The 23,929-nt window shown below is 45.3% G+C and carries 24 protein-coding genes; 18 read left to right on the top strand and 6 right to left on the bottom strand.

What is annotated here, in order from left to right:
* The first annotated feature begins 95 nt into the window (after positions 1-95).
* Together trmB and OIM59_RS13325 are read left to right on the top strand one after the other, a co-directional pair.
* A complete protein-coding gene (gene trmB / locus OIM59_RS13330) occupies positions 96-854 on the top strand; it encodes a tRNA (guanosine(46)-N7)-methyltransferase TrmB (RefSeq protein WP_299171310.1) in 759 nt (252 codons plus the stop codon).
* Between the two features lie 17 nt (positions 855-871).
* Complete coding sequence (locus OIM59_RS13325; RefSeq protein WP_303897162.1) at positions 872-1,969, top strand: Mrp/NBP35 family ATP-binding protein; 1,098 nt, start codon at positions 872-874, stop codon at positions 1,967-1,969.
* Positions 1,970-2,235: 266 nt separating this feature from the next.
* Here the strand turns inward: OIM59_RS13325 and dinB are convergent, their stop codons facing one another.
* Positions 2,236-3,336, bottom strand: a complete 1,101-nt coding sequence (gene dinB / locus OIM59_RS13320) for a DNA polymerase IV (protein WP_299171322.1) — start codon at positions 3,334-3,336, stop codon at positions 2,236-2,238.
* 130 nt (positions 3,337-3,466) lie between these two features.
* Between dinB and OIM59_RS13315 the strand changes: the two genes are divergently transcribed.
* From OIM59_RS13315 to glmM, 10 genes are all read left to right on the top strand, one after another.
* Entirely contained in the window at positions 3,467-4,030 is a 564-nt protein-coding gene (locus OIM59_RS13315; RefSeq protein ID WP_299171484.1) for an L-threonylcarbamoyladenylate synthase, read from the top strand.
* Positions 4,031-4,042: 12 nt separating this feature from the next.
* Positions 4,043-5,842 (top strand): chloride channel protein, encoded by a 1,800-nt coding sequence (locus tag OIM59_RS13310; protein WP_299171325.1) that lies wholly within the window; start codon positions 4,043-4,045, stop codon positions 5,840-5,842.
* 16 nt (positions 5,843-5,858) lie between these two features.
* Positions 5,859-6,830 (top strand): methionyl-tRNA formyltransferase, encoded by a 972-nt coding sequence (gene fmt / locus OIM59_RS13305; RefSeq protein WP_299171328.1) that lies wholly within the window; start codon positions 5,859-5,861, stop codon positions 6,828-6,830.
* A gap of 165 nt (positions 6,831-6,995) precedes the next feature.
* Positions 6,996-7,538: an RNA polymerase sigma factor gene (locus OIM59_RS13300; protein ID WP_072543370.1), complete on the top strand. Its 543-nt coding sequence runs from the start codon at positions 6,996-6,998 to the stop codon at positions 7,536-7,538.
* Positions 7,539-7,541: 3 nt separating this feature from the next.
* Positions 7,542-8,849, top strand: coding sequence for a porin family protein (locus tag OIM59_RS13295; RefSeq protein WP_303897158.1), 1,308 nt, complete (start codon positions 7,542-7,544; stop codon positions 8,847-8,849).
* A 74-nt stretch (positions 8,850-8,923) separates the two neighbouring features.
* Positions 8,924-9,571: a ribulose-phosphate 3-epimerase gene (gene rpe, locus OIM59_RS13290; RefSeq protein ID WP_303897157.1), complete on the top strand. Its 648-nt coding sequence runs from the start codon at positions 8,924-8,926 to the stop codon at positions 9,569-9,571.
* A 3-nt stretch (positions 9,572-9,574) separates the two neighbouring features.
* Positions 9,575-11,545: a ComEC/Rec2 family competence protein gene (locus OIM59_RS13285; RefSeq protein WP_303897155.1), complete on the top strand. Its 1,971-nt coding sequence runs from the start codon at positions 9,575-9,577 to the stop codon at positions 11,543-11,545.
* 61 nt (positions 11,546-11,606) lie between these two features.
* On the top strand, positions 11,607-12,644 hold the full coding sequence (locus OIM59_RS13280) for a bifunctional oligoribonuclease/PAP phosphatase NrnA (RefSeq protein ID WP_299171339.1): 1,038 nt from the start codon (positions 11,607-11,609) through the stop codon (positions 12,642-12,644).
* A gap of 108 nt (positions 12,645-12,752) precedes the next feature.
* Positions 12,753-13,421, top strand: a complete 669-nt coding sequence (locus OIM59_RS13275; protein WP_299171341.1) for a DUF4827 domain-containing protein — start codon at positions 12,753-12,755, stop codon at positions 13,419-13,421.
* 24 nt (positions 13,422-13,445) lie between these two features.
* Positions 13,446-14,834, top strand: a complete 1,389-nt coding sequence (glmM, locus tag OIM59_RS13270) for a phosphoglucosamine mutase (RefSeq protein ID WP_299171343.1) — start codon at positions 13,446-13,448, stop codon at positions 14,832-14,834.
* Positions 14,835-14,953: 119 nt separating this feature from the next.
* Here the strand turns inward: glmM and OIM59_RS13265 are convergent, their stop codons facing one another.
* Both OIM59_RS13265 and hemW read right to left on the bottom strand, forming a co-directional pair.
* Positions 14,954-15,112 (bottom strand): hypothetical protein, encoded by a 159-nt coding sequence (locus OIM59_RS13265; protein WP_299171345.1) that lies wholly within the window; start codon positions 15,110-15,112, stop codon positions 14,954-14,956.
* Positions 15,113-15,188: 76 nt separating this feature from the next.
* Complete coding sequence (gene hemW / locus OIM59_RS13260; RefSeq protein ID WP_299171347.1) at positions 15,189-16,322, bottom strand: radical SAM family heme chaperone HemW; 1,134 nt, start codon at positions 16,320-16,322, stop codon at positions 15,189-15,191.
* Between the two features lie 216 nt (positions 16,323-16,538).
* Here hemW and OIM59_RS13255 point away from each other — a divergent pair, with 216 nt between their 5' ends.
* The 3 genes from OIM59_RS13255 (at position 16,539) to OIM59_RS13245 (ending at position 21,217) form a co-directional block, all read left to right on the top strand.
* Complete coding sequence (locus OIM59_RS13255; protein WP_299171351.1) at positions 16,539-18,698, top strand: translation factor GTPase family protein; 2,160 nt, start codon at positions 16,539-16,541, stop codon at positions 18,696-18,698.
* A 266-nt stretch (positions 18,699-18,964) separates the two neighbouring features.
* A complete protein-coding gene (locus OIM59_RS13250) occupies positions 18,965-20,515 on the top strand; it encodes a sensor histidine kinase KdpD (RefSeq protein WP_299171353.1) in 1,551 nt (516 codons plus the stop codon).
* Positions 20,516-20,518: 3 nt separating this feature from the next.
* Positions 20,519-21,217: a response regulator transcription factor gene (locus OIM59_RS13245; RefSeq protein ID WP_007563193.1), complete on the top strand. Its 699-nt coding sequence runs from the start codon at positions 20,519-20,521 to the stop codon at positions 21,215-21,217.
* Positions 21,218-21,299: 82 nt separating this feature from the next.
* Here OIM59_RS13245 and OIM59_RS13240 read toward each other — a convergent pair whose 3' ends face one another.
* Together OIM59_RS13240 and OIM59_RS13235 are read right to left on the bottom strand one after the other, a co-directional pair.
* Positions 21,300-21,476 (bottom strand): hypothetical protein, encoded by a 177-nt coding sequence (locus OIM59_RS13240; protein ID WP_167363326.1) that lies wholly within the window; start codon positions 21,474-21,476, stop codon positions 21,300-21,302.
* Between the two features lie 185 nt (positions 21,477-21,661).
* Positions 21,662-22,108, bottom strand: a complete 447-nt coding sequence (locus OIM59_RS13235) for a MarR family winged helix-turn-helix transcriptional regulator (protein WP_072543361.1) — start codon at positions 22,106-22,108, stop codon at positions 21,662-21,664.
* A gap of 202 nt (positions 22,109-22,310) precedes the next feature.
* On the opposite strand from OIM59_RS13235, the gene rpsF reads away from it, so the two are divergent.
* The 3 genes from rpsF to rplI are packed head-to-tail and all read left to right on the top strand — an operon-like array spanning position 22,311 to position 23,398.
* Entirely contained in the window at positions 22,311-22,658 is a 348-nt protein-coding gene (gene rpsF, locus OIM59_RS13230; protein WP_007563184.1) for a 30S ribosomal protein S6, read from the top strand.
* Positions 22,659-22,660: 2 nt separating this feature from the next.
* The gene (gene rpsR, locus OIM59_RS13225; protein ID WP_005841178.1) at positions 22,661-22,930 is read left to right on the top strand and encodes a 30S ribosomal protein S18; all 270 of its coding nucleotides are present in this window, start codon (positions 22,661-22,663) and stop codon (positions 22,928-22,930) included.
* An 18-nt stretch (positions 22,931-22,948) separates the two neighbouring features.
* Positions 22,949-23,398, top strand: coding sequence for a 50S ribosomal protein L9 (rplI, locus tag OIM59_RS13220; protein ID WP_022353203.1), 450 nt, complete (start codon positions 22,949-22,951; stop codon positions 23,396-23,398).
* 328 nt (positions 23,399-23,726) lie between these two features.
* On the opposite strand, the gene OIM59_RS13215 is transcribed toward rplI, so the two are convergent.
* Complete coding sequence (locus tag OIM59_RS13215; RefSeq protein ID WP_148329349.1) at positions 23,727-23,927, bottom strand: hypothetical protein; 201 nt, start codon at positions 23,925-23,927, stop codon at positions 23,727-23,729.
* Positions 23,928-23,929: the final 2 nt, after the last annotated feature.

The raw sequence follows: 23,929 nt of genomic DNA, 5'->3' as shown, positions 1-23,929 counted from the left end.
GTTTCCCGATTCTTTCGGGTAATTGAGGGTAAAGTTGTGTGTTCCATCGAAAAACTTTACCTTTGCGGGCATTAAGGAAACGTTTCACGAAAAATATGGGAAAAGGAAAATTAGCGAAATTCGCAGATATGGCGGAATATCCGCATGTGTTTGAATATCCGTATTCGGTGGTGGATGAGGTCCCTTTCGAGATGAAGGGACGCTGGAAGCAGGATTTCTTCAAGAACGAGAATCCGATTGTCCTGGAACTGGGATGCGGACGTGGGGAATACACCGTAGGACTGGCACGCCGTTATCCGGGCAAGAACTTTATCGGAGTAGATATCAAGGGAGCCCGTATGTGGACGGGAGCCACCGAAGCACTGAATGAAGGTTTGAAGAATGTGGCCTTTCTACGTACCAACATCGAAATCATTGAGCGCTTCTTTGCGCCGGGTGAGGTGAGCGAAATCTGGCTGACTTTCTCGGACCCTCAGATGAAGAAGGCTACCAAGCGCCTGACTTCTACCTATTTTATGAACCGTTACCGCCGTTTTCTGATTCCGGACGGACTGGTACACCTGAAGACGGACAGTAATTTCATGTTTACCTATACTAAATATATGGTGGAGGCCAATCATTTCCCGGTGGAGTTTATTACCGACGATTTGTATCACTCCGGCATGGACGATGACATTTTGAGCATCCGCACCTATTACGAACAGCAGTGGCTCGACCGCGGACTGAACATCAAGTACATCCAGTTCCGTCTGCCGCAGGAAGGAGAACTTCAGGAACCCGACGTGGAAATCGAGCTGGACGATTACCGAAGCTACAACCGGAGCAAGCGGAGCGGACTGAAAACAAGCAAATGATTTAAAACTGAAAAGATATGACACTTTATCCGAAATTGATTATGGACGCACTGGCTACGGTGCGTTATCCGGGCAACGGAAAAAATATTGTGGAAGCGGAGATGGTGGCCGACAATCTTCGCATTGACGGAATGAAGGTAAGTTTCTCGCTGATATTCGAGAAGCCGACCGACCCTTTCATGAAATCAGTAGTCAAATCGGCTGAAACCGCCATTCATACCTATGTGTCGAAGGACGTGGAGGTGACGATTGCCACCGAAAGCAAGCAGGCAGCCCGTCCCGAACCGGGCAAGATGCTGCCGCAGGTGAAGAACGTGATTGCCGTATCATCCGGTAAAGGAGGAGTCGGTAAGTCTACGGTGGCCGCCAATCTGGCAGTGGCTTTGGCCAAGCTGGGCTACAAGGTAGGTTTGCTGGATGCAGATATCTTCGGTCCTTCGGTACCTAAGATGTTCCAGATGGAAGACGCCCGTCCGTATGCAGAAGAAGTGAACGGCCGCGACCTGATTGTACCGGTTGAAAAATACGGTATCAAACTGCTTTCCATCGGTTTCTTTGTAGACCCTGACCAGGCTACGCTGTGGCGTGGCGGTATGGCCAGCAATGCCCTGAAGCAGCTGGTAGCCGATGCCAACTGGGGCGAACTGGATTATTTCGTGCTGGATACTCCTCCGGGCACCAGCGACATCCATCTGACCTTGCTCCAGACCTTGGCCATTACGGGAGCCGTGATTGTCAGCACTCCGCAGCAAGTGGCACTGGCCGATGCACGTAAGGGTATCAACATGTACACCAACGAAAAGGTGAACGTACCTATCCTCGGGCTGGTGGAAAACATGGCGTGGTTTACTCCGGCCGAACTTCCGGGCAACAAGTACTACCTGTTTGGCAAGGAAGGTACCAAACGCTTGGCAGAAGAGCTGCATGTGCCGCTGCTCGGACAGATTCCTATCGTACAGAGCATTTGCGAAAGCGGTGATGCAGGTACGCCGGCTGCCCTCGATGAAAATTCAGTCACCGGTATGGCCTTTATGGATTTGGCACGCAACGTGGTGATACAGACCGAAAAGCGCAATGCTGAGCAAGCGCCTACGGAGATTGTGCATACGCATTGATGAGAAAATAAATTGAACAGAAAGAAGCGGAGGCTGGAATGAGTCTTCGCTTCTTTTTTGTATCTCTCTGATTCATAATTCTTTTACTGCTGGAGTATTCTTTAAAACCACTAAGTGTATTCTCTGTCCCACAGTGTGGGATACAAAAACCACAGTGTGGGATACATATTTCACAGTGTGAAATACAAATCCCGCAGTGTGAAACAGACATGGTTTAAGTACGTTTGTCACTATGGATAGGTGAGGTTTAGAGTATGGTAACTTGGTCATTCCTCTTTAAACTCCAGCTCCAGCTGGATGGGGCCGGAAGCGGCGACTGTGTCTCCTTCCTTTTCTTCCGGAGGATTGGATACGGACAGCCCTAGCAGGTGGATGGCATGCTGACTGTGGTCTACTCCCTTCAGCAGACGTTTGGCCAAAGGAAGAATCTCTTCCAGACGTTGCAGAGGTTGTCTGACGCTGACACTGCGGGTGATTTGGGAAAAGTCGTCGAATTTCACCTTCAGGGTGAGGGTATTTCCCTTGAAGTCCTTGGCTTTCAGCCGTTCAATGAGTTCACGCGCCACATGATACAGTTCGATGATGAGGGCCATTTCAGCTGAAATATCTTTCTCCAGTGTGTGTTCGCAGCCGATGGACTTGCGGATGCGGACGGCTTCCACGGGGCGGTCGTCGATGCCGCGGGCGAAATTGAAATAAATGAGGCCGTTCTTTCCGAACTGCCGTTGCAGCATTTCCAAGGAGCATTGTCGGAGGGTATCCCCGTTGTAGATGCCCAGCGTGTGCATCTTTTTGGCTGTGATGGGGCCTACTCCCCAAAAAGCCTCGATGGGTAACCGACGGATAAATTCTTCGGCCTGGTCGGGATGAATGGTGCAGAGTCCGTCGGGCTTCCGGTAGTCGGAGGCTATCTTTGCCAGAAATTTGTTGTAGGACACCCCGGCTGAGGCTATCAGATGAAGGTCCTGGCGGATGCGCTGTTTGATTTCCCGGGCAATGTCTACGGCCAAGGGAATCCCTTTCTTGTTGTGGGTGACGTCCAGAAAGGCTTCATCCAGCGAAATAGGTTCGATGAGGTCAGTATATTCGTGGAAAATCTCGTGTATCTGTGCCGACACGCTTTTGTACACCTCCATCCGGCCCTCCACGAAAATCAGTTGCGGGCACAGTTTCATGGCCTTCTGAGACGACATGGCCGAACGTACCCCGAATTTGCGGGCCTCGTAGCTGGCGGCAGCCACCACACCCCGTTTTTCCGCATGTCCCACCGCGATGGGCTTTCCTTTCAATTCAGGATGGTCACGCTGTTCGACCGACGCATAGAAAGCGTCCATGTCTATGTGGATGATTTTCCGTTTGGTATTCATGGAAGGGCTGATAGCTTTTCTGCAAAAAAACAAAACATTCTTGGGATATCCTAAAAATCATTTGTATTTTTGCTGTTTGTAAAATCGCTTTTAATGACTTTTTGACCACAAAAAAACTAGAGATATTATGATGAAAGATGAAATTAAGAAAGCCTGCGAGGTGATGCAGAAGGGAGGAGTGATTCTCTATCCTACGGATACCGTGTGGGGGATAGGATGCGATGCCACGAATGAAGAGGCGGTGAAACGTGTGTTTGAAATCAAGCAGCGTGCCGACAGCAAAGCTATGCTGGTGTTGGTGGACAGTCCGGTGAAAGTGGATTTTTACGTACAGGACGTACCTTCGGTGGCATGGGACTTGATTGAAATGACGACCAAGCCGCTGACCATCATTTACGACGGGGCACGCAACCTGGCTTCGAATCTGATTGCTGCCGATGGCAGTGTAGGCATCCGTGTCACTTCGGAAGAGTTCTCCAAACAGCTGTGTTTCCGTTTCCGCAAGGCCATCGTGTCTACTTCGGCCAATATCAGCGGACAGACGGCTCCGGCTGTATTCAGTGAAATCAGCGAGGAAATCAAGCAGGCTGTGGATTATGTGGTCGATTATCGCCGGGAAGAAACCGGACATCCGAAACCTTCCAGCATCATCAAGCTGGGCAAAGGGGGCGTAGTAAAGATTATTAGAGAATAAAATATTCCTTTCATGAAAGTCGTAGACGAGAAAAACGGACTGCTGCAGGGATTTCTTCATTGGAGGGAGAAACATATAAAGGACAAGCAGTTCGTCTTGATTTTAAGTTTCCTGGTGGGAATCTTCACGGCCTTGGCCGCTTTTTTGTTGAAATTTCTTGTGGAATACATCAAGGAGTTCCTGACAGAGAACTTCGATTCCACGGGTGTAAACTGGCTGTATTTGGTTTATCCGGTAGTGGGTATCTTCCTGACCGGACTGTTCATCCGCAAAGTGGTACGCGATGACATCAGCCACGGTGTGACCAAAATCCTGTATGCCATATCGCGTAAGCAGAGCCGTATCAAGCGGCATAATGTGTGGTCTTCTATTTTTGCCTCTGCCATCACCATCGGTTGCGGTGGGTCTGTAGGAGCCGAAGCCCCGATTGTGTTGACAGGTTCTGCCATCGGGTCGAATCTGGGCAGTATTTTCCGCATGGACCACAAGACGCTGATGTTGCTGGTGGGCTGTGGAGCCGCCGGAGCCGTTTCGGGTATCTTTAAGGCTCCGATTGCGGGAGTGGTGTTTACGCTGGAAGTACTGATGATTGACCTGACCATGGCCTCGTTGCTGCCTTTGCTGATTACCAGTGTGACGGCGGCTTCTGTGTCGTATCTGCTGACGGGTACGGAAGCCATGTTCCAGTTTCACTTGGATTATCCGTTCTCGCTGGAACGTATTCCTTATGCCATTGCATTGGGTATCTTCTGTGGCTTGGTGGCATGGTATTTTACCCGCTCCATGAACTGGATTGAGAATATTTTCCGCCGTTACAGCAACCCATACGTGAAGTTTGTCATCGGCGGTGCCATGTTGAGTATCCTGATTTTCTTGTTCCCGCCGCTCTACGGTGAAGGATACGACACCATCTCGTTGTTGCTCAACGGGACCTCTTCGGCCGACTGGGATACGGTGATGAACAATTCTTTGTTTTATGGCAACTCCCACCTGTTGGTGCTTTATCTGATTCTGATTATCCTGTTCAAGGTATTTGCTTCCAGTGCGACGAATGGAGGAGGCGGTTGCGGTGGTATCTTCGCACCGAGTCTGTTCTTGGGATGCATTGCCGGTTTTGTGTTTTCCTACGTCTGCAATGAGTTTCATTTGGGAGGAACTTATATTCCGGAGAAGAACTTCGCCTTGATGGGAATGGCCGGACTGATGTCGGGGGTCATGCATGCACCGCTCACCGGTATCTTCCTGATTGCGGAACTGACCGGAGGATACGGTCTGTTTCTGCCGCTGATGATTGTGTCAGTATGTGCTTACCTGACCATTATCGTATTTGAGCCTCACAGCATTTACTCCATGCGTCTGGCCAAGAGCGGTGAACTGATTACCCATCACAAGGACAAGGCTGCCCTGACCATGATGAGCATGGAAAGCGTGATTGAAACCGACTTTCAGGTGGTACGTCCCGACATGGACCTGGCCGAGATGGTGAAGGCGATATCCAAATCGGGCCGTAACCTGTTTCCTGTGGTCGATGTGCATAATGAGTTGCTTGGAGTCGTGATTCTGAACGACATCCGCAATATTATATTCCGTCAGGAGCTGTATCACAAGTACCATGTGGAGAATTTTATGGTGGCTCCCAAGGCGCGCATCATTACCACAGACTCCATGGAAGAGGTGATGGACAAGTTTGACAAGACAGGTTCCTGGAATCTTCCGGTGGTGGATGAAGAGGACAAATACATCGGCTTCGTGTCCAAATCGCGTATTTTGTCAACCTACCGTCAGGTGATGGTGGATTTTTCAGCAGAATAAACAACAAACAAGAAATATGGAAAAGAAAGACTTACGAATCGTATATATGGGTACCCCTGAATTTGCCGTGGAAAGTTTGAAGCGCCTGGTGGAAGGGGGATATCAGGTGGTAGGGGTCATTACGATGCCCGACAAGCCCATGGGGCGGCATGGAAGTGTGCTTCAGCCGAGTCCGGTGAAACAGTATGCCGTATCGCAAGGGCTGAAAGTGCTCCAGCCGGAAAAACTGAAAAACGAAGAATTTCTGGAAGAACTGAAGGCTTTGAAGGCGGATTTGCAGATTGTGGTAGCTTTCCGTATGTTGCCGGAAGTGGTGTGGAACATGCCCCGTCTGGGTACGTTCAATCTGCATGCCTCTTTGTTGCCGCAATATCGTGGGGCAGCTCCTATCAACTGGGCTGTCATTAACGGGGAGACTGAAACCGGAATTACGACTTTTTTCCTGAAACATGAAATCGATACGGGGGAGATTATCGATCAGGTACGGGTGCCCATTGCCGATACGGACAATGTGGAAGTGGTGTACGACAAGCTGATGAAACTGGGGGGAGACCTTGTGGTGAAGACGGTGGACGCCATTCTGGAGGGAAATGTCAAGACCACTCCGCAAGAGCAGCTGGCTACCGCCACGGATTTGCGTCCGGCTCCTAAGATTTTCAAGGAGACCTGCCGCATCGACTGGAATGTCGGAGTGAAGAAGGTGTATGATTTTGTGCGCGGACTTTCTCCTTATCCAGCCGCATGGACAGAGTTGCATCAGGGAGAAGCAGCCCCCATGTCGTTGAAGATTTTTGAAACGGAAAAGATTTTCACTCCTCATTCCTTGAAACCGGGTACAGTCGTTACAGACAGAAAAACTTATTTCCACATCGCTTCGACCGATGGTTTCCTGCGCGTGTTGTCATTGCAGCTGGCCGGAAAGAAACGGATGGACGTGGCCGATTTCCTTCGTGGGTATCGTCATGTGGATGAGTCTTTTGTAGAGTAATCATACCATTCATTCATTTGAAGGTGGCAATTGAGGAAATCTTTGCCACCTTTTTTGTTTTATAATTCCTTTTAGTTAAAAACTTTTTAACAAGGAATTTATTCGGAAAAGGTGCAGTATTTTTGTGTATTCATCATTTATTAACCAAAGCACGATAAGCTGGATATGACGGAAGAAGAATTGGCATCGAAATGCAAGCTGGCAGACAATCAGGCTCGCAAGGAGTTGTACGAGCTGTATGGAGGCTCGTTGATGGCTATTTGTCTCCGTTATATTGGTGACCGGGAAGCGGCAGAGGACGTGTTGCATGATGGGTTTATACGGATTTTTCAATCAATCGGTCAGTTTACTTATCAGGGAAACGGGTCTTTGAAAGCATGGCTTTCACGTGTGATGGTGAATGAGGCGTTGGGCTATTTGCGGAAGCAGAACCAGCTGGCCCAACAAGAGGTATTGGTGGAACAGTTGCCCGACACGGAAGAAACGGACGACGGTATGGACGAGATTCCACAGTCGGTGTTGATGAAAATGATTGCCGAGCTTCCGGACGGATATCGCACGGTGTTCAACTTATATGTGTTTGAAGAAAAAAGTCACAAGGAAATTGCACAGATGCTAGGGATTACCGAGCATACTTCTTCTTCTCAGTTTTATCGGGCAAAGACCTTGCTGGCAAAGAAAATAAATGAATATAGAAAGAAATTATAGGCAATGAAGGACGAAAAAGAGTGGATTGATCATTTACGGAACCGGATGGAGGGATATTCGGAGCCTCTTCCTAAAGGACTATGGGATACCCTGTCCAAGGAACTGGAGGTACAGAAGGCTCCTAAGGTGATTCCTATATGGAGACGCTGGCAGGTGGCGGCTTCGGTGCTGGTTTTGTTGGCCTCTGCATTGACATATTGGTTCTGGTCTTCGCCTACAGCCGATTTTCAGAATCAGGAACTGGCTGTAGAAGTGGAAGACACTCCTTTGCCGGAAAATGCTCCGAAAGAGTTGCGGGAGCAGATGGCGGATGCAAAGGAAACGGAGGTCTATCAGTCACGGCCTTCTGTTCTGCCTTCTTCTGCACGCTTGATGGAGGTGGTGGTATCGGATACGCTGCATGAAGAGGGGGCCGATTTGCCGTTGGAGGCAGTTCCCTCCGAGGTAAATCAGCCGAAAGATGAGCCGGAGGAAAAACCGGGACAGGCGGAAGAGAAGGTTCAGGCAGAGCAGGTACATACTCGGCAATTGCAGGCACAACGGGCGGCAGACCGGAAACAGATGGAGCGGAATGCCATGTCGGTAAAGAATAAGACGGGCAAATCGTCGGGCCTTTCCATCGGTGTGGGAGCAGGAAACACCCCATACAGTTCTTTGAACACATTTGACGGAATGGGGAGTTTTGTTTCACGCTCCACTTATTATACCGTCTCAGATGCCCCCATGTCTCCTGTAGATAACGGAGGATTAGCTTATAGTCAGGTCTTATTGGAAAATGCCGTCCAGACTCCTCAGACTCGCGTGAAACATCGCATGCCGGTGACTGTCGGATTTTCGGTGGCTTGGCATTTTCATAAGGACTGGGCTTTGGAAACGGGACTGAACTATACGTTGCTTTCTTCCGATATTCATTCAGGTTCCAAGTCGTATGTAGAAGAAAACCAGAAATTACACTATGTTGGCATTCCGGTCAAATTGCACCGTTCTATATGGAAGAACAGCTGGCTTTCCATTTACGCGTCGGCAGGAGGTGAGGTGGAAAAATGCGTGTCGGGCAGACTGGAAACAGTGACGGTAACCAATGGGGGAGTCCGTTCTTCTGAACAGACTTCACTGGATATAAATCCGTTACAATGGTCGATAGCTGCGGCAGCCGGGGCACAAGTCAACTTTACTCCCCGGTTGGGAGTGTATGTAGAACCGGGTATCGCTTATTATTTTGACGACCATAGCAAGGTAGAGACCATACGTAAGGAACATCCGTTGAATTTTAACTTGCAGCTGGGCTTGCGTGTGAATGTGAGCAAATAATATGGATTTATTAAAAAAATATACTTACCTTTGTTCAAAGATAAATGAGGTTCGTAAAATAAATCGATAAAAATATGAAAATAGCTCCTTCTTTGCTCTCTGCAAATTTTTCGGATTTGAAGAGTGACTTGGAGAAAATCAATCAAAGTGAGGCTGACTGGTTGCATCTGGATATTATGGATGGTGTGTTTGTGCCTAATATTTCGTTTGGTTTTCCAGTACTGAAACATGTAGCTGAGCTTAGTCAGAAACCTTTGGATGTGCATTTGATGATTGTGCAACCCGAAAAATTCATTCCTGAAGTGAAAGCGCTGGGGGCCATGATGATGAATGTGCACTACGAGGCCTGTCCTCATTTGCATCGTGTGGTGCAGCAGATAAAGGAGGCAGGGATGAAGGCTGGAGTGACGTTGAATCCGTCTACCCCCGTCGCCATGCTGGAGGATATCATCACGGAGGTGGATATGGTGTTGCTGATGAGTGTCAATCCAGGCTTTGGAGGGCAGAAATTTATTCCGAATACATTCAAGAAAATCAAGCAGCTGCGTGAGATGATTACCCGTTATGGCGCTTCGGCTTTGATTGAAGTGGATGGAGGGGTCAATGTGTCGAATGCTTCTTTGTTGAAGCAGGCCGGTGCCGATGTGCTGGTGGCTGGCAATTCCGTTTTTAGGGCGCCGGATATGCTGGAAGCCATCCATCAGTTGAAAAATGCGAAGTAAGGATTGGAAACTTCACTTTCTTGGATAACTTACCCTTTGTTCCGGTTGACGATATGTCTGGCAACCGGAATTTTTTTATTCGACAGATTCTTGCCGGAAGGTGTTTCGTGGCCATTGTGGGGAGGAATATGCTGCGTCTTACTTTGTGTGGGATTGCTTCGTTTGGCTGTTTGGCGATGGCGTTGGTTTTTTGGCGGGGTGACCGGACTGGCGTTTTTCTTATGGGGAGGATTCTCAGTCGTACATCAAAGAGAAAAGGTGGGGTATGCCTGGGATGAGGCTCCACAAGTTTACAAGGGAATTGTGGAGACTGTACCGGAAATCAGGGGAAAGACATGGCGTGCGGAGGTGCATGTGGAAGGCAGGCATATCACCAAAGGGACATGGCAGAAGGTGGACCGGAGTGTGCTTTTATCGTGGATTCCGGATACTGTGGCTGAGCCGCTGTCGTGCGGGGATACTCTTTGTTTTTATGCGAAAATTTCGCGCCCTTTTTCGGAAAAGGAACTGACCGGGTTCGATTATGGCGATTATTTATTACGGAAGGGTATCAGTGGCACAGGGCTGGTATATGCGGGCAATTGGTATCGCGCGGGAAAGCCCCGGTGGTTGACTTTCTCACAACGGGCACGGGTTTGTCAGCAAAAAGTGGTGGAGGTATATCGGAGTTGGGGACTGGATGAGGAAGTGCAGGCCGTGATTGCAGCACTGACCATCGGGGATAAAAGTGATTTAAGTACAGACTTAAAAAATGTCTATAGTGCGGCAGGAGCCAGCCATGTGCTGGCATTATCCGGCTTGCATGTGGGAATCCTTTCAGGGTTTCTTTTCCTCGTTTTTTATCCGCTGACTTATTGGAAACGATATGGACGCATGGTGAGGATGTTATTGGTGGTGACTTTATTGTGGGGATTTGCGTTCATTTCGGGACTGAGTTCATCGGTGATGCGAGCTGTGGTGATGTTCAGCCTGTATACCTTTGCTTCCTGTTGTTCCGAGGAACGTTTTTCGGGAATCCATTCGCTGGTGCTTGCCGCGTTTCTGATGTTGTTGTACAATCCTTTCTTTTTGTTCGACCTTAGTTTCCAGTTATCGTTTGCTGCTGTAGCTTCCATTTTGGCTTTTTATCCGTTGTGTACGCGAGGGGTTGTGATACAAAACCGGTTACTTCGCTATTTATTTAATTTGCTTTGTTTGTCCGTGTCGGCTCAGGTGGGTACTTTGCCTTTCGTTCTGTTGTATTTTGGTACCTTTCCGACGTATTTTCTACTGGCTAACTTGATAGTCTCTCCGTTGGCTGCTTGCATTCTGGTCTTGACGCTGATGGCTTTGGCACTTTCTTCCGTGCCATGGCTAGGCAGTGGAGTCGTAGTTTTATTAGACTGGTCGACTTCTTTTCTCAACGGAGCCATGAGAATGGTACAGCATTTTTCGGGTTCTCAGATTACTTCGGTGTATCTGTCGGCTGGGCAGGCTTGTCTGTTGGCTGGGATTTTCATTTGTTTGTATCTTTGTTGGTCGGCCGGCATGCAGCGTAAAGCCCGACAGTGGATTTGCTTGTTGGTGGTCTGTAATTTATTTGTGGCCTTGAGTGTGGGAATGTATCTTCAGGAAAAGCCGGAGCGATTGTATTTTTCGCGGGCAGAAATATATACCCGTAAAGGGCATTGCATTTCCACTCATACGTCCGATTCGGGCTTGATACGTATTGGTACATTGTGCGTTGGGGTATTGGATGACGGACGCTGGAAGAATTGCCAGGCATCCTGGCGTTTGCCATTGGATTACGTATATATTTGCAGAGGTTTTAAAGGAAACCTGTCACGCCTGAACGATTTGTTTGAGATGAAGCAAGTCATTCTGGATTCTTCTTTGAGCGAAGGGTATCGGGAAATGTTGATAAAAGAATGTCAATTACTTAAAATATCTTATACCGACCTTTCTGTGCAAGGTTCTTATTCCATAGAGCTGTAGTTTCTGAAAATAAATTTGTACTTTTGCTCCTTCAAAAAAGAATAAGTTTAAGAAAAAGAATATGTTGTCAAAAGTGATTCTTCAGGCCAATATCGATAAGGTGGAAACCTATTTCGACCGGGCTGATAAAATAGTGATTGTCACGCATGTATCTCCCGACGGTGATGCATTGGGCTCTTCGTTGGGTTTGTATCATTTTCTGTCGGTACATGAAAAGACAGTCAATGTGATTGTGCCGAACGCATTTCCTGATTTTTTGCGTTGGATGCCGGGAGCAAAAGACATTATCCGTTATGACAAATATGCAGAGTTTGCCAATAAGCTGATTGCAGAGGCAGATGTAATCTGCTGCTTGGATTTTAATGCTTTGTCCCGAATTGACCAGATGGCAGATGCGGTACGGGAAGCGCCGGGCCGGAAAGTGATGATTGACCATCATTTGAATCCGGAGCCTTTCTGCCGGGTGACCATTTCCCATCCGGAAATTTCATCGACTTCCGAATTGATTTTCCGCTTGATTTGCCGGTTGGGATGCTTTGACGACATTACTTTGGAAGGAGCGGAATGTATTTATACCGGAATGATGACCGATACGGGAGGTTTTACTTATAATTCCAATAACCGGGAGATTTATTTCATTATTGGTGAGTTGCTTTCCAAAGGAATAGACAAGGACGAGATTTATCGGAAAGTGTTCAATACCTATTCCGAAGGCCGTCTCCGCCTGATGGGATATGTGCTGTATGAGAAAATGCAGGTTTATCCGCAATTCCGTTCGGCACTGATTTGCCTTTCGAAAAACGAGCAGAGCAAGTTTCAGTATGTGAAGGGAGACACGGAAGGCTTTGTGAATATGCCGCTTCAGATGAAAGGTATTTGTTTTTCCGTATTCTTGCGGGAAGATACGGATAAAAATATGATTAAGGTTTCGCTTCGCTCGGTAGGGGCATTTCCCTGTAACAAGGTCGCCGCAGAATTCTTTAATGGAGGTGGGCATCTGAACGCTTCGGGTGGTGAGTTCTATGGCAGCATGGATGAAGCCATTGATTTGTTTAAGCAGGCGCTGGTGAAATATGAAAGCCTGTTGTTGAAAAATTAGTGTGAAAATTTTATTCTTGAACAATATTATACATAATTGGGTAAATTAGAGAGAATGTTTTGGGGACATTTTACTACATTTGCTCTTGGAAAAAGATATACAGGTAATATGAAAAAGAACAATTTGCTCTTGGCTGTAGTGGGCCTGATGATGTTTGCTTTGCAAAGCTGTAACAATGGAAAGACATACGCAGAAATGAAGGAAGAAGAAGCCGATGCCATCAATAAGTATATTTTGGAGAATGACATCAAGGTAATTTCGGAAGCGGATTTTGCAGCGCAGGACTCTACTACCAAAGAGAATGAATATGTGTTGCTGGATGAAAGCGGGGTTTACATGCACGTGGATAACCGAGGTCCGGGTAAGGAAGTGCTGGGCAATGGAACCTATGACATGGTGGCCCGTTTTGTGGAAGTGGCTCTACAGACAAGAAGTGATTTGGGTATGACAGCCGGAGATACCCTGCTGGCCAACATGCACGTGGCCAATCCTTCTTATACGATTAATGGAGAGGATTTTAAATTGACCATTAGTGGCGAATCTTATTCCGCTTCATTTACCCGCAGTGATGACTATAGTATGTATGGGACGTATGGCACGGTAGCTGTACCTTCAGGATGGTTGATTCCTCTGCGTTATTTAAAGCCGGGACGGACAAATGACTCGGAGAAGATTGCACGTGTGAAACTGATTGTGCCGCACAGTGAGGGAACGTCTTCTGCTACCCAGTCGGTATATCCTTGCTTTTATGAACTAACCTATAACATGACAAGATAACCTAAATAACTAAAACCTTTATTTATGACACTTATTAAATCTATTTCCGGTATTCGTGGTACGATAGGCGGCCATGCCGGTGAAGGATTGAATCCTTTGGATATCGTGAAATTCACTTCTGCCTATGCCACATTGATCCGGAAGACGACTACCATCAAAACCAATAAGATTGTAGTAGGACGTGATGCACGTATTTCCGGTGAGATGGTGAAGAATGTGGTTTGTGGAACGTTGATGGGAATGGGATTCGATGTGGTGAACATCGGACTGGCTTCTACTCCTACCACAGAACTGGCGGTGACAATGGAAGAAGCTTGCGGTGGAATTATTCTGACTGCAAGTCATAATCCGAGACAATGGAATGCTCTGAAGTTGTTGAATGAGCATGGTGAATTCCTGAATGCGGCTGAAGGGAACGAAGTGTTGCGTATTGCAGCTGCTGAAGAGTTTGAATTTGCGGATGTGGATCATATCGGTAAATACCGTGAAGACAATACATACAATCAGAAACATATCGACAGTGTCCTGGCTCTGAAGCTGGTGGACGTAGAGGCTATTCGTAAGGCTAATTTCCGTGTCGCCATCGATTGTGTGAACTCAGTAGGGGGAATCGTACTTCCTCAGTTGCTGGAACAGTTGGGCGTGCAGCATGTGGAAAAACTGTATTGCGAACCGACGGGTGATTTCCAGCACAATCCCGAACCGTTGGAAAAAAACTTGGGCGATATCATGGGATTGATGAAGAAAGGTACTTGTGACGTGGCTTTCGTAGTAGACCCGGATGTAGACCGCTTGGCTATTATTTGTGAGAATGGAGCGATGTACGGAGAAGAATATACGCTGGTCACTGTAGCGGACTATGTGTTGAAACACACCCCGGGTAATACGGTTTCCAACTTGAGCTCTACTCGCGCGTTGCGTGATGTGACTCGCAAATATGGTATGGAATACAATGCTTCTGCCGTAGGCGAAGTGAATGTGGTTGCCAAGATGAAAGCAACTCATGCCGTGATTGGTGGAGAAGGAAACGGCGGGGTAATTTATCCGGAATCTCATTATGGACGGGATGCCTTGGTGGGTATCGCTCTCTTCCTGAGCCATCTGGCGCATGAAGGAAAGAAGGTGAGTGAGCTGCGTGCCACTTATCCGAACTATTTCATTGCCAAGAACCGTATTGACCTGACTCCTGAAACGGATGTAGACGCAATTCTGGCGAAGGTGAAGGAATTGTACAAGAACGAAGAAATCAATGATATCGACGGAGTGAAGATTGATTTCCCGGACAAGTGGGTACATCTCCGCAAGAGTAATACGGAACCGATTATCCGTGTGTATTCGGAAGCTTCTACCATGGAAGCGGCAGAGGAGTTGGGCAAGCAGATTATGGATATCGTGTACAGCCTGGCCAAATAAGAGGGCTTTATATTATTAAGCGATAAGAGGAATCCCGGAATGAGATGGAAGTGGTACTTCTGTCTTATTCCGGGATTTTTTGGATAGGTTTGAATGAATAAAAAAATGTCTTGAGTGATTCATTTCTTTTCCAGCGTATTCTGGGCAGTAGAACAGGTTGGTTGGGAGTGTGATTTTTCATTGTTTTCCGTCGGACAGGAATCGGGCTTGTTCTCTGGAGTGAAGTCCGGAAGGAACAACGCGTAAAAGAAAGGAAGAATTACTTTTTGAGTTTCCATGACATTTGTTTTTAGGGGTTTTGCTAAGAAAACGCAGATAAACTGTAAATCCCCTATCGGGAAACTGTTAAATAATCTAACCTTCCACCCAAAGCAGGTCGCTCATGATTCCGTCGGAAATAAATATACCTTTCTCGGTCAGCTTCAGAATATGATTGTCGCATGTCAATAGTGCTTGTTGCAGGTGGGGGGAAGCCATGCGCATGCAGTAATTATATAGCATATCTCCAAATGTTTCTTTTAGAACAGCAGTGGGGATACCGCTGGAGGTACGCAGTCGTGTGATGACGAAGTCGTTGTAGCGGGTATAAAGATCAAGTTCTTCCTTTTCCAGATAGGGTGTTCCCTGTTGGATACCTTGTATATATCGGGAAAGAGAGGCGATATTCCATTGGCGGGAGATACCGTCGTATGAATGGGCGGAAGGCCCGCAACCTAAGTATTTTTTGCCCGTCCAGTAACTTGAATTGTGGCGTGAATAATACCCAGGCTGGCAGAAATTGGAAATCTCATAATGTTCGTATCCATAAGCTTTCAAGGTATGAATCAGTTCCTTGAATAAGGAAACACTCAGGTCTTCATCGGTTTCTTCTACTTTGTGGGCTTCTTTCAGTTTCCACAAGGGGGTACCTTCTTCATAAATCAGATGATAGGCAGAAATATGCTCCGGGTGCATGCTGATGGCCGTTTGCAAGTCCTTCTGCCAGTCTTCCAGTGTTTCGCCGGGTAGTCCGTACATCAAGTCGATGCTGATGTTATGAAATCCGGCTTCCCGACAGCGCTGGTACGCTTGTCGGGCTTGAGTAGCTGTATGTCGGCGATGCAACAGGCGGAGAGTGTCTTCCTTGAAAGTCTGTATGCCCATGCTCAGCCGGTTGAACGGAAGGCCGCGAAGCATGTTTACGTAGGCCGGTGTCAAATCGTCCGGATTGGCTTCGAGTGTGATTTCGGCTGCAGGGTTTACGGGATATACCTTATATATATGGTCGAACAGTTGGGCAAAGTCTTTTTCTTCCAGCTGGGAAGGGGTGCCTCCTCCCAGATAAATGGTATCTATGGTTTCTTCACTCAGGTAGTCTTTCCGGAGTTCCAGCTCTTTGACGAGGGCTTGAATGTAAGCTTCTTTCTTTTCATTTTCGGTGGTAGAAAAGAAGTCACAATAGATGCATCGCCGTTTGCAGAAGGGGATGTGCAGATAAATTCCAGCCATAATCAATCAACTATAAAATGGGTTTTACGGGCGTAAATATACGGATAATTTGGGGAGGATTGAAGGAATTCCAGATTACTATGTCTGAAAACATAGTTTAGTAACACGAAACTTTTTATTGTTTTTCTGAATTATAATCTCTAATTTGCGCTTCGTTAAAAAATAAGAGATATGAAAAGCATATCCTTTCGTTACTAAACTAAATCTTGAAATACCATGAAAGTATATCAGACAAACGAAATCAAGAACATTGCCCTTCTCGGTAATGACGGCTCAGGTAAAACCACTCTCACAGAAGCCTTGCTCTATGAGAGTGGTATTATAAAACGTCGCGGAAGAATTACTGCCAAGAATACAGTGAGTGATTATTTCCCGGTGGAGCAGGAATACGGATATTCAGTGTTTTCTACTGTATATCATGTGGAATGGAACGGGAAGAAACTCAATATCATAGACTGCCCGGGAAGTGATGACTTCGTAGGGGCTGCCATTACCGCGTTGAATGTGACTGATACTGCCATCTTGTTGCTGAACGGGCAATATGGTCCGGAAGTGGGTACGCAGAATCACTTCCGTTATACAGAAAAGCTGGGTAAACCGGTGATTTTCCTGGTAAACCAGCTGGATAGTGAAAAATGTGATTTCGACCATGTGCTTGAACAGTTGAAAGAGAACTATGGCTCTAAGGTTGTCCCGGTTCAGTATCCGTTGGCTACAGGACCCGACTTCAATTCGTTGATTGATGTACTTTTAATGAAGAAATATTCTTGGGGTCCGGACGGTGGAGCACCTACCATCGAAGATATTCCGGCGGAAGAGATGGAAAAGGCACAGGAATGGCATAAGACTTTGGTGGAAGCCGCTGCGGAACATGATGAAAGCCTGATGGAGAAGTTCTTTGAGGCTGAATCGCTGACGGAAGACGAGATGCGTGAAGGTATCCGCAAGGGCTTGGCAGCCAGAGGGATGTTCCCTGTATTCTGCGTTTGTGCGGGAAAAGATATGGGGGTCCGCCGTTTGATGGAATTCCTTGGAAATGTGGTTCCATTTGTAGATGAAATGCCTGTGGTGCATAACACACGCGGTGTGCCTGTTCCTCCAGATCCGAATGGTCCGACTTCGCTTTATTTCTTTAAGACGGCTGTAGAACCTCATATCGGTGATGTACAGTATTTCAAGGTTATGAGTGGAGTCGTGCATGAAGGGGATGACTTGAGCAATGCGGATAGAGGCTCCAAAGAACGTATGGCCCAATTGTACGTGTGTGCAGGAGCAAACCGTGAAAAGGTGGATGAGCTTCGTGCGGGAGATATCGGTTGTACGGTGAAACTGAAAGACGTAAAGACTGGAAATACCTTGAATGGCAAGGATTGTGAAAACCGTTTCAATTTTATCAAGTATCCGAATCCGAAATATACAAGAGCCATCAAACCGGTTAATGAAGCGGATACGGAAAAGATGATGGCGGTATTGAACCGTATGCGTGAGGAAGATCCGACATGGGTCGTAGAGCAATCTAAAGAGCTGCGTCAGATTCTGGTGCACGGACAAGGTGAGTTCCATTTGCGCACGTTGAAATGGCGTCTGGAAAACAATGAGAAATTGCCTATCCAGTTCTATGAGCCGAAGATTCCTTATCGTGAAACCATCACGAAGGCTGCGCGTGCCGACTATCGTCATAAAAAGCAGTCGGGTGGTGCCGGTCAGTTTGGTGAGGTACACTTGATTGTAGAGCCATATTATGAAGGTATGCCAGCTCCGGAAACCTACAAGTTCAACGGACAGGAATATAAGATGAATGTGAAAGGTACGGAAGTAATCGACCTGGAATGGGGTGGGAAATTGGTATTTGTGAACAGTGTGGTAGGTGGAGCCATCGATGCACGTTTCATGCCGGCCATTCTGAAAGGTATCATGAGCCGTATGGAGCAAGGTCCGTTGACCGGTTCTTATGCACGTGACGTACGTGTCATTGTGTATGATGGAAAGATGCATCCGGTAGACTCCAATGAAATTTCCTTTATGTTGGCGGGACGTCATGCTTTCAGTGAGGCTTTCAAGAATGCCGGTCCGAAGATTCTGGAACCGATTTATGATGTGGAAGTGTTTGTGCCAAGTGATAAATTGGGTGATGTGATGAGCGATATGCAGGGACGTCGCGGTATGATTATGGGTATGACCAGTGAAAAAGGTTATGAAAAGCTGAGTGCCAAAGTTCCTTTGAAAGAAATGTCGAACTATTCTACAGCCTTGAGCTCGTTGACCGGAGGCCGTGCCTCATTTATCATGAAGTTTGCCAGTTACGAGCTGGTTCCGACGGATGTACAGACCAAGTTGATGAAAGAATTTGAAGAGCAAGAAAAAGACGAAGCATAACTGCTAGTTGTGATTTTTATAGATAAAAAGGCGGTGTTTCTTAAAAAACGCCGCCTTTTTTGTTTAACTTTGCTTAAACAAAGTGACTTGTTTATTTGTTATTAATCTAATATTTTATTATTTTTGCGATGTGTGTGGGTGAAAAAGTGACGATGATGAATATTTTATGAGGTAAAATCTGGATTTTGGTTAATATACAACAAACACCGGTTTAAAGCTTGTTAAGCAACTAGTGATGTATTTGTGAGGTTGTTAAATTTGCCCGTATGAAAAAATCTACTATTTGGATATTAGGAGTTGTAATGGGACTGTCTTTTTTAAGCTTGCTTTATTTGCAGGTGAGTTATATTGAAGAGATGGTCAAAATGCGGCGCAGCCAGTTTGAAGAGAATGTGAACCGCAGTCTGGGTAAGGCTGTGCATAATCTGGAACTGGTAGAAACAAAAAGATATCTTGAAAAAGATGTGGCGGCGCAAGAACGGGCTGCACTTTTATCGAAGAGATATCAGGAGAGAAATGACGCAGGAGAGAATGTAGTGGAGCATCATCAATATACGATTACGGCTCCCGACGGTTCTACTTATTCTACGTTTGAATTGAAGACAATCATGAACCGGCCTTCCAATGTGCCGAAAGTCGTGATTTCTACGGGAAGGACCATTCCACAAACCTCACGTGCTTTGCAGGAGGTATTGAAGGAACGTTACGTGTATCAGCGTGCGTTGCTTGATGAAGTGGTCTATAATATTCTTTATACTGCAAGTGACAAACCGTTAAAGGAAAGGATAAACTTTAAGCAGCTTGACCATTTTCTGAAAACGGAACTGTTCAATAACGGGATTGACATACCTTATCATTTTTCGGTAACAGACCGGGATGGGAAAGAAGTGTATCGCTGCTCGGATTATGTGCATGATGATGAGAAGGTTTATTCAAGGCTGATTTTTGAAAAAGACCCTCCAGCTAAAATGGGCTTTGTGAATATCTTCTTCCCGACGCTGGACAACTATATTTTTAGTTCGGTGAAATTCATGATACCTTCCATTATTTTTACGGTGGTATTGTTGATTACCTTTATTTTCACCATTTATATTATTTTCCGGCAGAAACGTCTGACAGAGATTAAGAATGACTTCATTAATAATATGACGCATGAGTTTAAGACTCCGATTTCTACCATATCTTTGGCTGCACAGATGTTGAATGATCCGGCAGTGGGCAAATCGCCTGTCATGTTCAAGCATATCTCAGGGGTTATTAATGATGAGACGAAGCGTCTGAGATTCCAGGTGGAAAAGGTGCTGCAGATGTCTATGTTTGAAAGACAGAGCGTGACACTGAAAAAGAAGGAAATTGATGCCCATGAGTTGATTAACGGAGTGGTGAATACCTTCCGTTTGAAGGTCGAAAAGAATAACGGTACATTGGATGCGGAATTGAATGCACAGGATCCGGTGATTTTTGTGGACGAGATGCACTTTACGAATGTGATATTCAATTTGCTGGATAATGCGGTCAAATATAAGAGCCCGGATCGGGATATAGCATTGAAAATTCAGACTTGGAATGAGACGGGTAAGCTATGCATATCTATCGAAGATAACGGGATTGGTATCAAGAAGGAAAATCTGAAGAAGATATTCGATAAGTTCTACCGTGTTCATACGGGGAACCTGCACGATGTGAAAGGCTTTGGGCTTGGACTGGCTTACGTGAAAAAGATAATTACCGATCATAAAGGTTCTATTCGGGCTGAAAGTGAATTGAATGTAGGAACAAAGTTTATAATTACGATACCACTATTTAAAGAAGAATAAGATATGGACGACAAATTGCGTATTTTGTTATGCGAAGATGATGAGAATCTTGGCATGCTTTTGAGAGAATATTTACAGGCGAAAGGTTATAATGCTGATCTTTTTCCGGATGGAGAAGTGGGCTTTAAGGCTTTTCTGAAAAGTAAATATGATTTGGTTGTGACCGATGTGATGATGCCAAGAAAAGATGGCTTTACCTTGGCGCAGGAAATCCGTCAGGCAAATGCGGAAGTGCCTATTATTTTCTTGACGGCAAAGACTTTGAAGGAAGATATCCTGGAAGGCTTTAAGATTGGTGCGGATGATTATATCACAAAACCCTTCAGTATGGAGGAATTGACTTTCCGTATTGAAGCAATCTTGCGCCGTGTGCGTGGCAAACGCAACCGTGAAAGTACGGTGTATAAAATTGGCCGCTTTACGTTCGATACTCAGAAGCAGATTCTGTCTATCGGAGACAAGCAGACGAAGTTGACTACCAAAGAGTCTGAATTGCTGGGCTTGCTTTGTGCACATGCTAATGAAATTCTGCAGCGTGATTTTGCATTGAAGACAATTTGGATTGATGACAATTATTTCAATGCAAGAAGTATGGATGTGTACATCACTAAGTTGCGTAAACATTTGAAGGAAGATGATTCGATTGAAATCATCAATATTCACGGTAAGGGATATAAATTGATAACTCCGGAAGGTGAATGAGAATAAGTTTGCGAATGAGCAATAAAAAAGCCTGAATTTTTCGATTCAGGCTTTTTTATTGCTGTTTGTCGGCTGAGGAAATTCAGTCTGTAATTCTTTTGTTCAGGATGATGTAAGCAATTAGTCCTATCACCACAAGTGCCAAGGAACCTCCTAATACGGCGTTGTTGTTCACATTACCTACTGCATAGCTTGCAATGAGAATCACAGCACCAATGATGACTAATATCACTCCTAAATTCTGTAATAAGCTTTTCATGTGTGTCTTCTTTTTATGGTTTATTTATTCATGGTTACAAATTAAAGCATAATTCTTCTATTCAAAAAATTATTTCGTGAAAAAAAACGGAAATTCAAGCATATATATACTGCCTTTTATAAAAGCTTGACAAATGTAATGATTTTTAGCTTTCTTGCAGGCAGCAGCTATAGTGAAATCCGCATCTAGTCCTTGGTGTTGGTGAATATTTTACGAAGTACTTCCTGACTTACTCTCAGTTCTTCCAGAGTAAGTCCGTGCAAGGCTTCCTTTAATGTCTTGTTGGCAATGAACCGTGCTTTCTCTTCCAGCTTCTTTCCGTTTTCGGTCAGATGGATTTTATTGGTGCGGCGGTCTTTCTTGTCTGGTACACGTATTACTAAGTGCTGTTTTTCCATGTTGTCAATCAAGCGGGTCATACTGGGTTTATCTTTGAAAGTGGCATTGCACAATTCTTGTTGGGTTACTCCGTCTTTTTCCCATAAGTAGAGTAGCACGGTCCATTGTTCAGGAGTAATTTCCATGTCGTTCAAGCGGAAGTTGCGGATTAACTTACGGTTGATGGCGGCAGATACTTTCCCATTTAGGATAGCAAATATTAGTTGAATGTCAAAATTGAACTGTTCTATCATGTAATTATTGTTTAAACAACTTTGCAAATATACGATATTTCATGTATATTGAAATAGGAAAAGCGTTGTTTGCGGGGTATTATTCTTCTTTTTAAGAATCTTTATTGTATAAATTGCTGGGAAACTTTGGTTCCTTGATTGAAAAGTTGTACCTTTGCCGCGCAAATAAAAATCATTATTAATAATTTAATTAACGAATAGTATGAATCAATACGAAACCGTTTTCATTTTAACTCCCGTTTTGTCTGATGTTCAGATGAAGGAAGCGGTAGAGAAGTTCAAAGCTATCCTGACTCAGGAAGGTGCGGAGATCATCAATGAAGAAAACTGGGGATTGAAGAAATTGGCTTACCCAATTCAGAAAAAATCTACAGGGTTCTATCAGCTGATTGAATTCAAAGCAGAACCGTCTGTAATCGAGAAGCTGGAAGTAAACTACCGTCGTGACGAACGTGTAATCCGTTTCTTGACTTTCAAGATGGATAAGTATGCTGCAGAATACGCTGCTAAGAGAAGAAATGTAAAATCAACTAAAAAGGAGGAAAACTAATCATGGCACAGCAACAATCAGAAATCAGATATTTAACTCCGCCTTCAGTAGACGTGAAGAAGAAAAAATACTGTCGTTTCAAAAAGAGCGGTATTAAGTATATCGACTACAAAGATCCTGAATTCTTGAAGAAATTCTTGAACGAACAGGGAAAGATCCTTCCGCGCCGTATTACAGGTACTTCATTGAAGTTCCAGCGTCGTATTGCGCAGGCTGTTAAGAGAGCTCGTCACTTGGCTTTGCTGCCTTTCGTAACTGATATGATGAAATAATAAAGGAGGAATAAGAATATGGAACTGATTTTGAAAGAAGACGTAGTTAACTTGGGCTACAAGAATGATATTGTAACCGTTAAGTCTGGTTATGGTCGTAACTATCTTATTCCGACTGGTAAAGCAGTGATTGCTTCTCCGGCTGCAAAGAAAATGTTGGCTGAAGAATTGAAGCAGCGTGCTCATAAATTGGAGAAGATTAAGAAAGATGCTGAAGCTGTAGCAGAAACACTGAAGGGCGTTTCATTGACTATTGCTACTAAGGTTAGTGCAACTGGTTCAATCTACGGTTCAGTAGGCAGCATTCAGATTGCTGATGAATTGGCTAAGTTGGGTCACAACATTGATCGTAAGATTATTGTGGTAAAAGACAATGTAAAAGAAGTTGGACACTACAAGGCTATTGTTAAACTTCACAAGGAAGTTTCTGTAGAAATTCCTTTCGAAGTTGTTGCAGAAGAAGCTTAATTTGTATCTGTAAATACTTGATAAATCCCCCGAATGGATGTATGTCTGTTCGGGGTTTTTTATTTTTTCGAACGTTATGTAAAAGTGACTGGAAGTTTATTTTTGGGGTAAATTAGATGGAATGATTTCAGTCGGATATAGAGGGAGGGATTTGTTGAAACGTAATCCTTTTAAGGAGAACCTTTCAGAAGAGTGATGAAGCGATGTGTAATATTCGGGTTTAAAGATATAATAAAGGGGTGGGATGAGTTGTCTGAAGTTGCAAAAAGGCATAAAAAAAGTCTGTAGGCTGAGCTTACAGACTTTCAATTCTCTCTGATGTTCGAGATTATTCAGCTACTACTGCTGAGTCACCAGCTACTGCTGCTGAATCACAAACTACTGCTGCTGAATCAACAACCGGAGCTGCTTCTTCAACTACTGCTACTGAATCTGAATCAGCTGCTGCTTCACTGTTAGCTGCTTTGTTTCCGCAAGAAGCGAAAGAAACTGCAGCAAATGCTACGAACAAAAATACTAATTTTTTCATTT

Source organism: Bacteroides mediterraneensis (assembly GCF_025993685.1).
In the GTDB taxonomy this organism is placed as follows: domain Bacteria; phylum Bacteroidota; class Bacteroidia; order Bacteroidales; family Bacteroidaceae; genus Phocaeicola; species Phocaeicola mediterraneensis_A.
The sequence above is the reverse complement of the archived record's forward strand: the minus strand, read 5'-3'. Positions and strand labels throughout refer to the sequence as shown.

Coding starts and splice junctions, on each gene's coding strand:
- trmB (WP_299171310.1), top strand. CDS start 96: ATGGGAAAAGGAAAATTAGCGAAATTCGCAGATATGGCGGAATATCCG.
- OIM59_RS13325 (WP_303897162.1), top strand. CDS start 872: ATGACACTTTATCCGAAATTGATTATGGACGCACTGGCTACGGTGCGT.
- dinB (WP_299171322.1), bottom strand. CDS start 3,336: ATGAATACCAAACGGAAAATCATCCACATAGACATGGACGCTTTCTAT.
- OIM59_RS13315 (WP_299171484.1), top strand. CDS start 3,467: ATGAAAGATGAAATTAAGAAAGCCTGCGAGGTGATGCAGAAGGGAGGA.
- OIM59_RS13310 (WP_299171325.1), top strand. CDS start 4,043: ATGAAAGTCGTAGACGAGAAAAACGGACTGCTGCAGGGATTTCTTCAT.
- fmt (WP_299171328.1), top strand. CDS start 5,859: ATGGAAAAGAAAGACTTACGAATCGTATATATGGGTACCCCTGAATTT.
- OIM59_RS13300 (WP_072543370.1), top strand. CDS start 6,996: ATGACGGAAGAAGAATTGGCATCGAAATGCAAGCTGGCAGACAATCAG.
- OIM59_RS13295 (WP_303897158.1), top strand. CDS start 7,542: ATGAAGGACGAAAAAGAGTGGATTGATCATTTACGGAACCGGATGGAG.
- rpe (WP_303897157.1), top strand. CDS start 8,924: ATGAAAATAGCTCCTTCTTTGCTCTCTGCAAATTTTTCGGATTTGAAG.
- OIM59_RS13280 (WP_299171339.1), top strand. CDS start 11,607: ATGTTGTCAAAAGTGATTCTTCAGGCCAATATCGATAAGGTGGAAACC.
- OIM59_RS13275 (WP_299171341.1), top strand. CDS start 12,753: ATGAAAAAGAACAATTTGCTCTTGGCTGTAGTGGGCCTGATGATGTTT.
- glmM (WP_299171343.1), top strand. CDS start 13,446: ATGACACTTATTAAATCTATTTCCGGTATTCGTGGTACGATAGGCGGC.
- OIM59_RS13265 (WP_299171345.1), bottom strand. CDS start 15,112: ATGGAAACTCAAAAAGTAATTCTTCCTTTCTTTTACGCGTTGTTCCTT.
- hemW (WP_299171347.1), bottom strand. CDS start 16,322: ATGGCTGGAATTTATCTGCACATCCCCTTCTGCAAACGGCGATGCATC.
- OIM59_RS13255 (WP_299171351.1), top strand. CDS start 16,539: ATGAAAGTATATCAGACAAACGAAATCAAGAACATTGCCCTTCTCGGT.
- OIM59_RS13250 (WP_299171353.1), top strand. CDS start 18,965: ATGAAAAAATCTACTATTTGGATATTAGGAGTTGTAATGGGACTGTCT.
- OIM59_RS13245 (WP_007563193.1), top strand. CDS start 20,519: ATGGACGACAAATTGCGTATTTTGTTATGCGAAGATGATGAGAATCTT.
- OIM59_RS13240 (WP_167363326.1), bottom strand. CDS start 21,476: ATGAAAAGCTTATTACAGAATTTAGGAGTGATATTAGTCATCATTGGT.
- OIM59_RS13235 (WP_072543361.1), bottom strand. CDS start 22,108: ATGATAGAACAGTTCAATTTTGACATTCAACTAATATTTGCTATCCTA.
- rpsF (WP_007563184.1), top strand. CDS start 22,311: ATGAATCAATACGAAACCGTTTTCATTTTAACTCCCGTTTTGTCTGAT.
- rpsR (WP_005841178.1), top strand. CDS start 22,661: ATGGCACAGCAACAATCAGAAATCAGATATTTAACTCCGCCTTCAGTA.
- rplI (WP_022353203.1), top strand. CDS start 22,949: ATGGAACTGATTTTGAAAGAAGACGTAGTTAACTTGGGCTACAAGAAT.
- OIM59_RS13215 (WP_148329349.1), bottom strand. CDS start 23,927: ATGAAAAAATTAGTATTTTTGTTCGTAGCATTTGCTGCAGTTTCTTTC.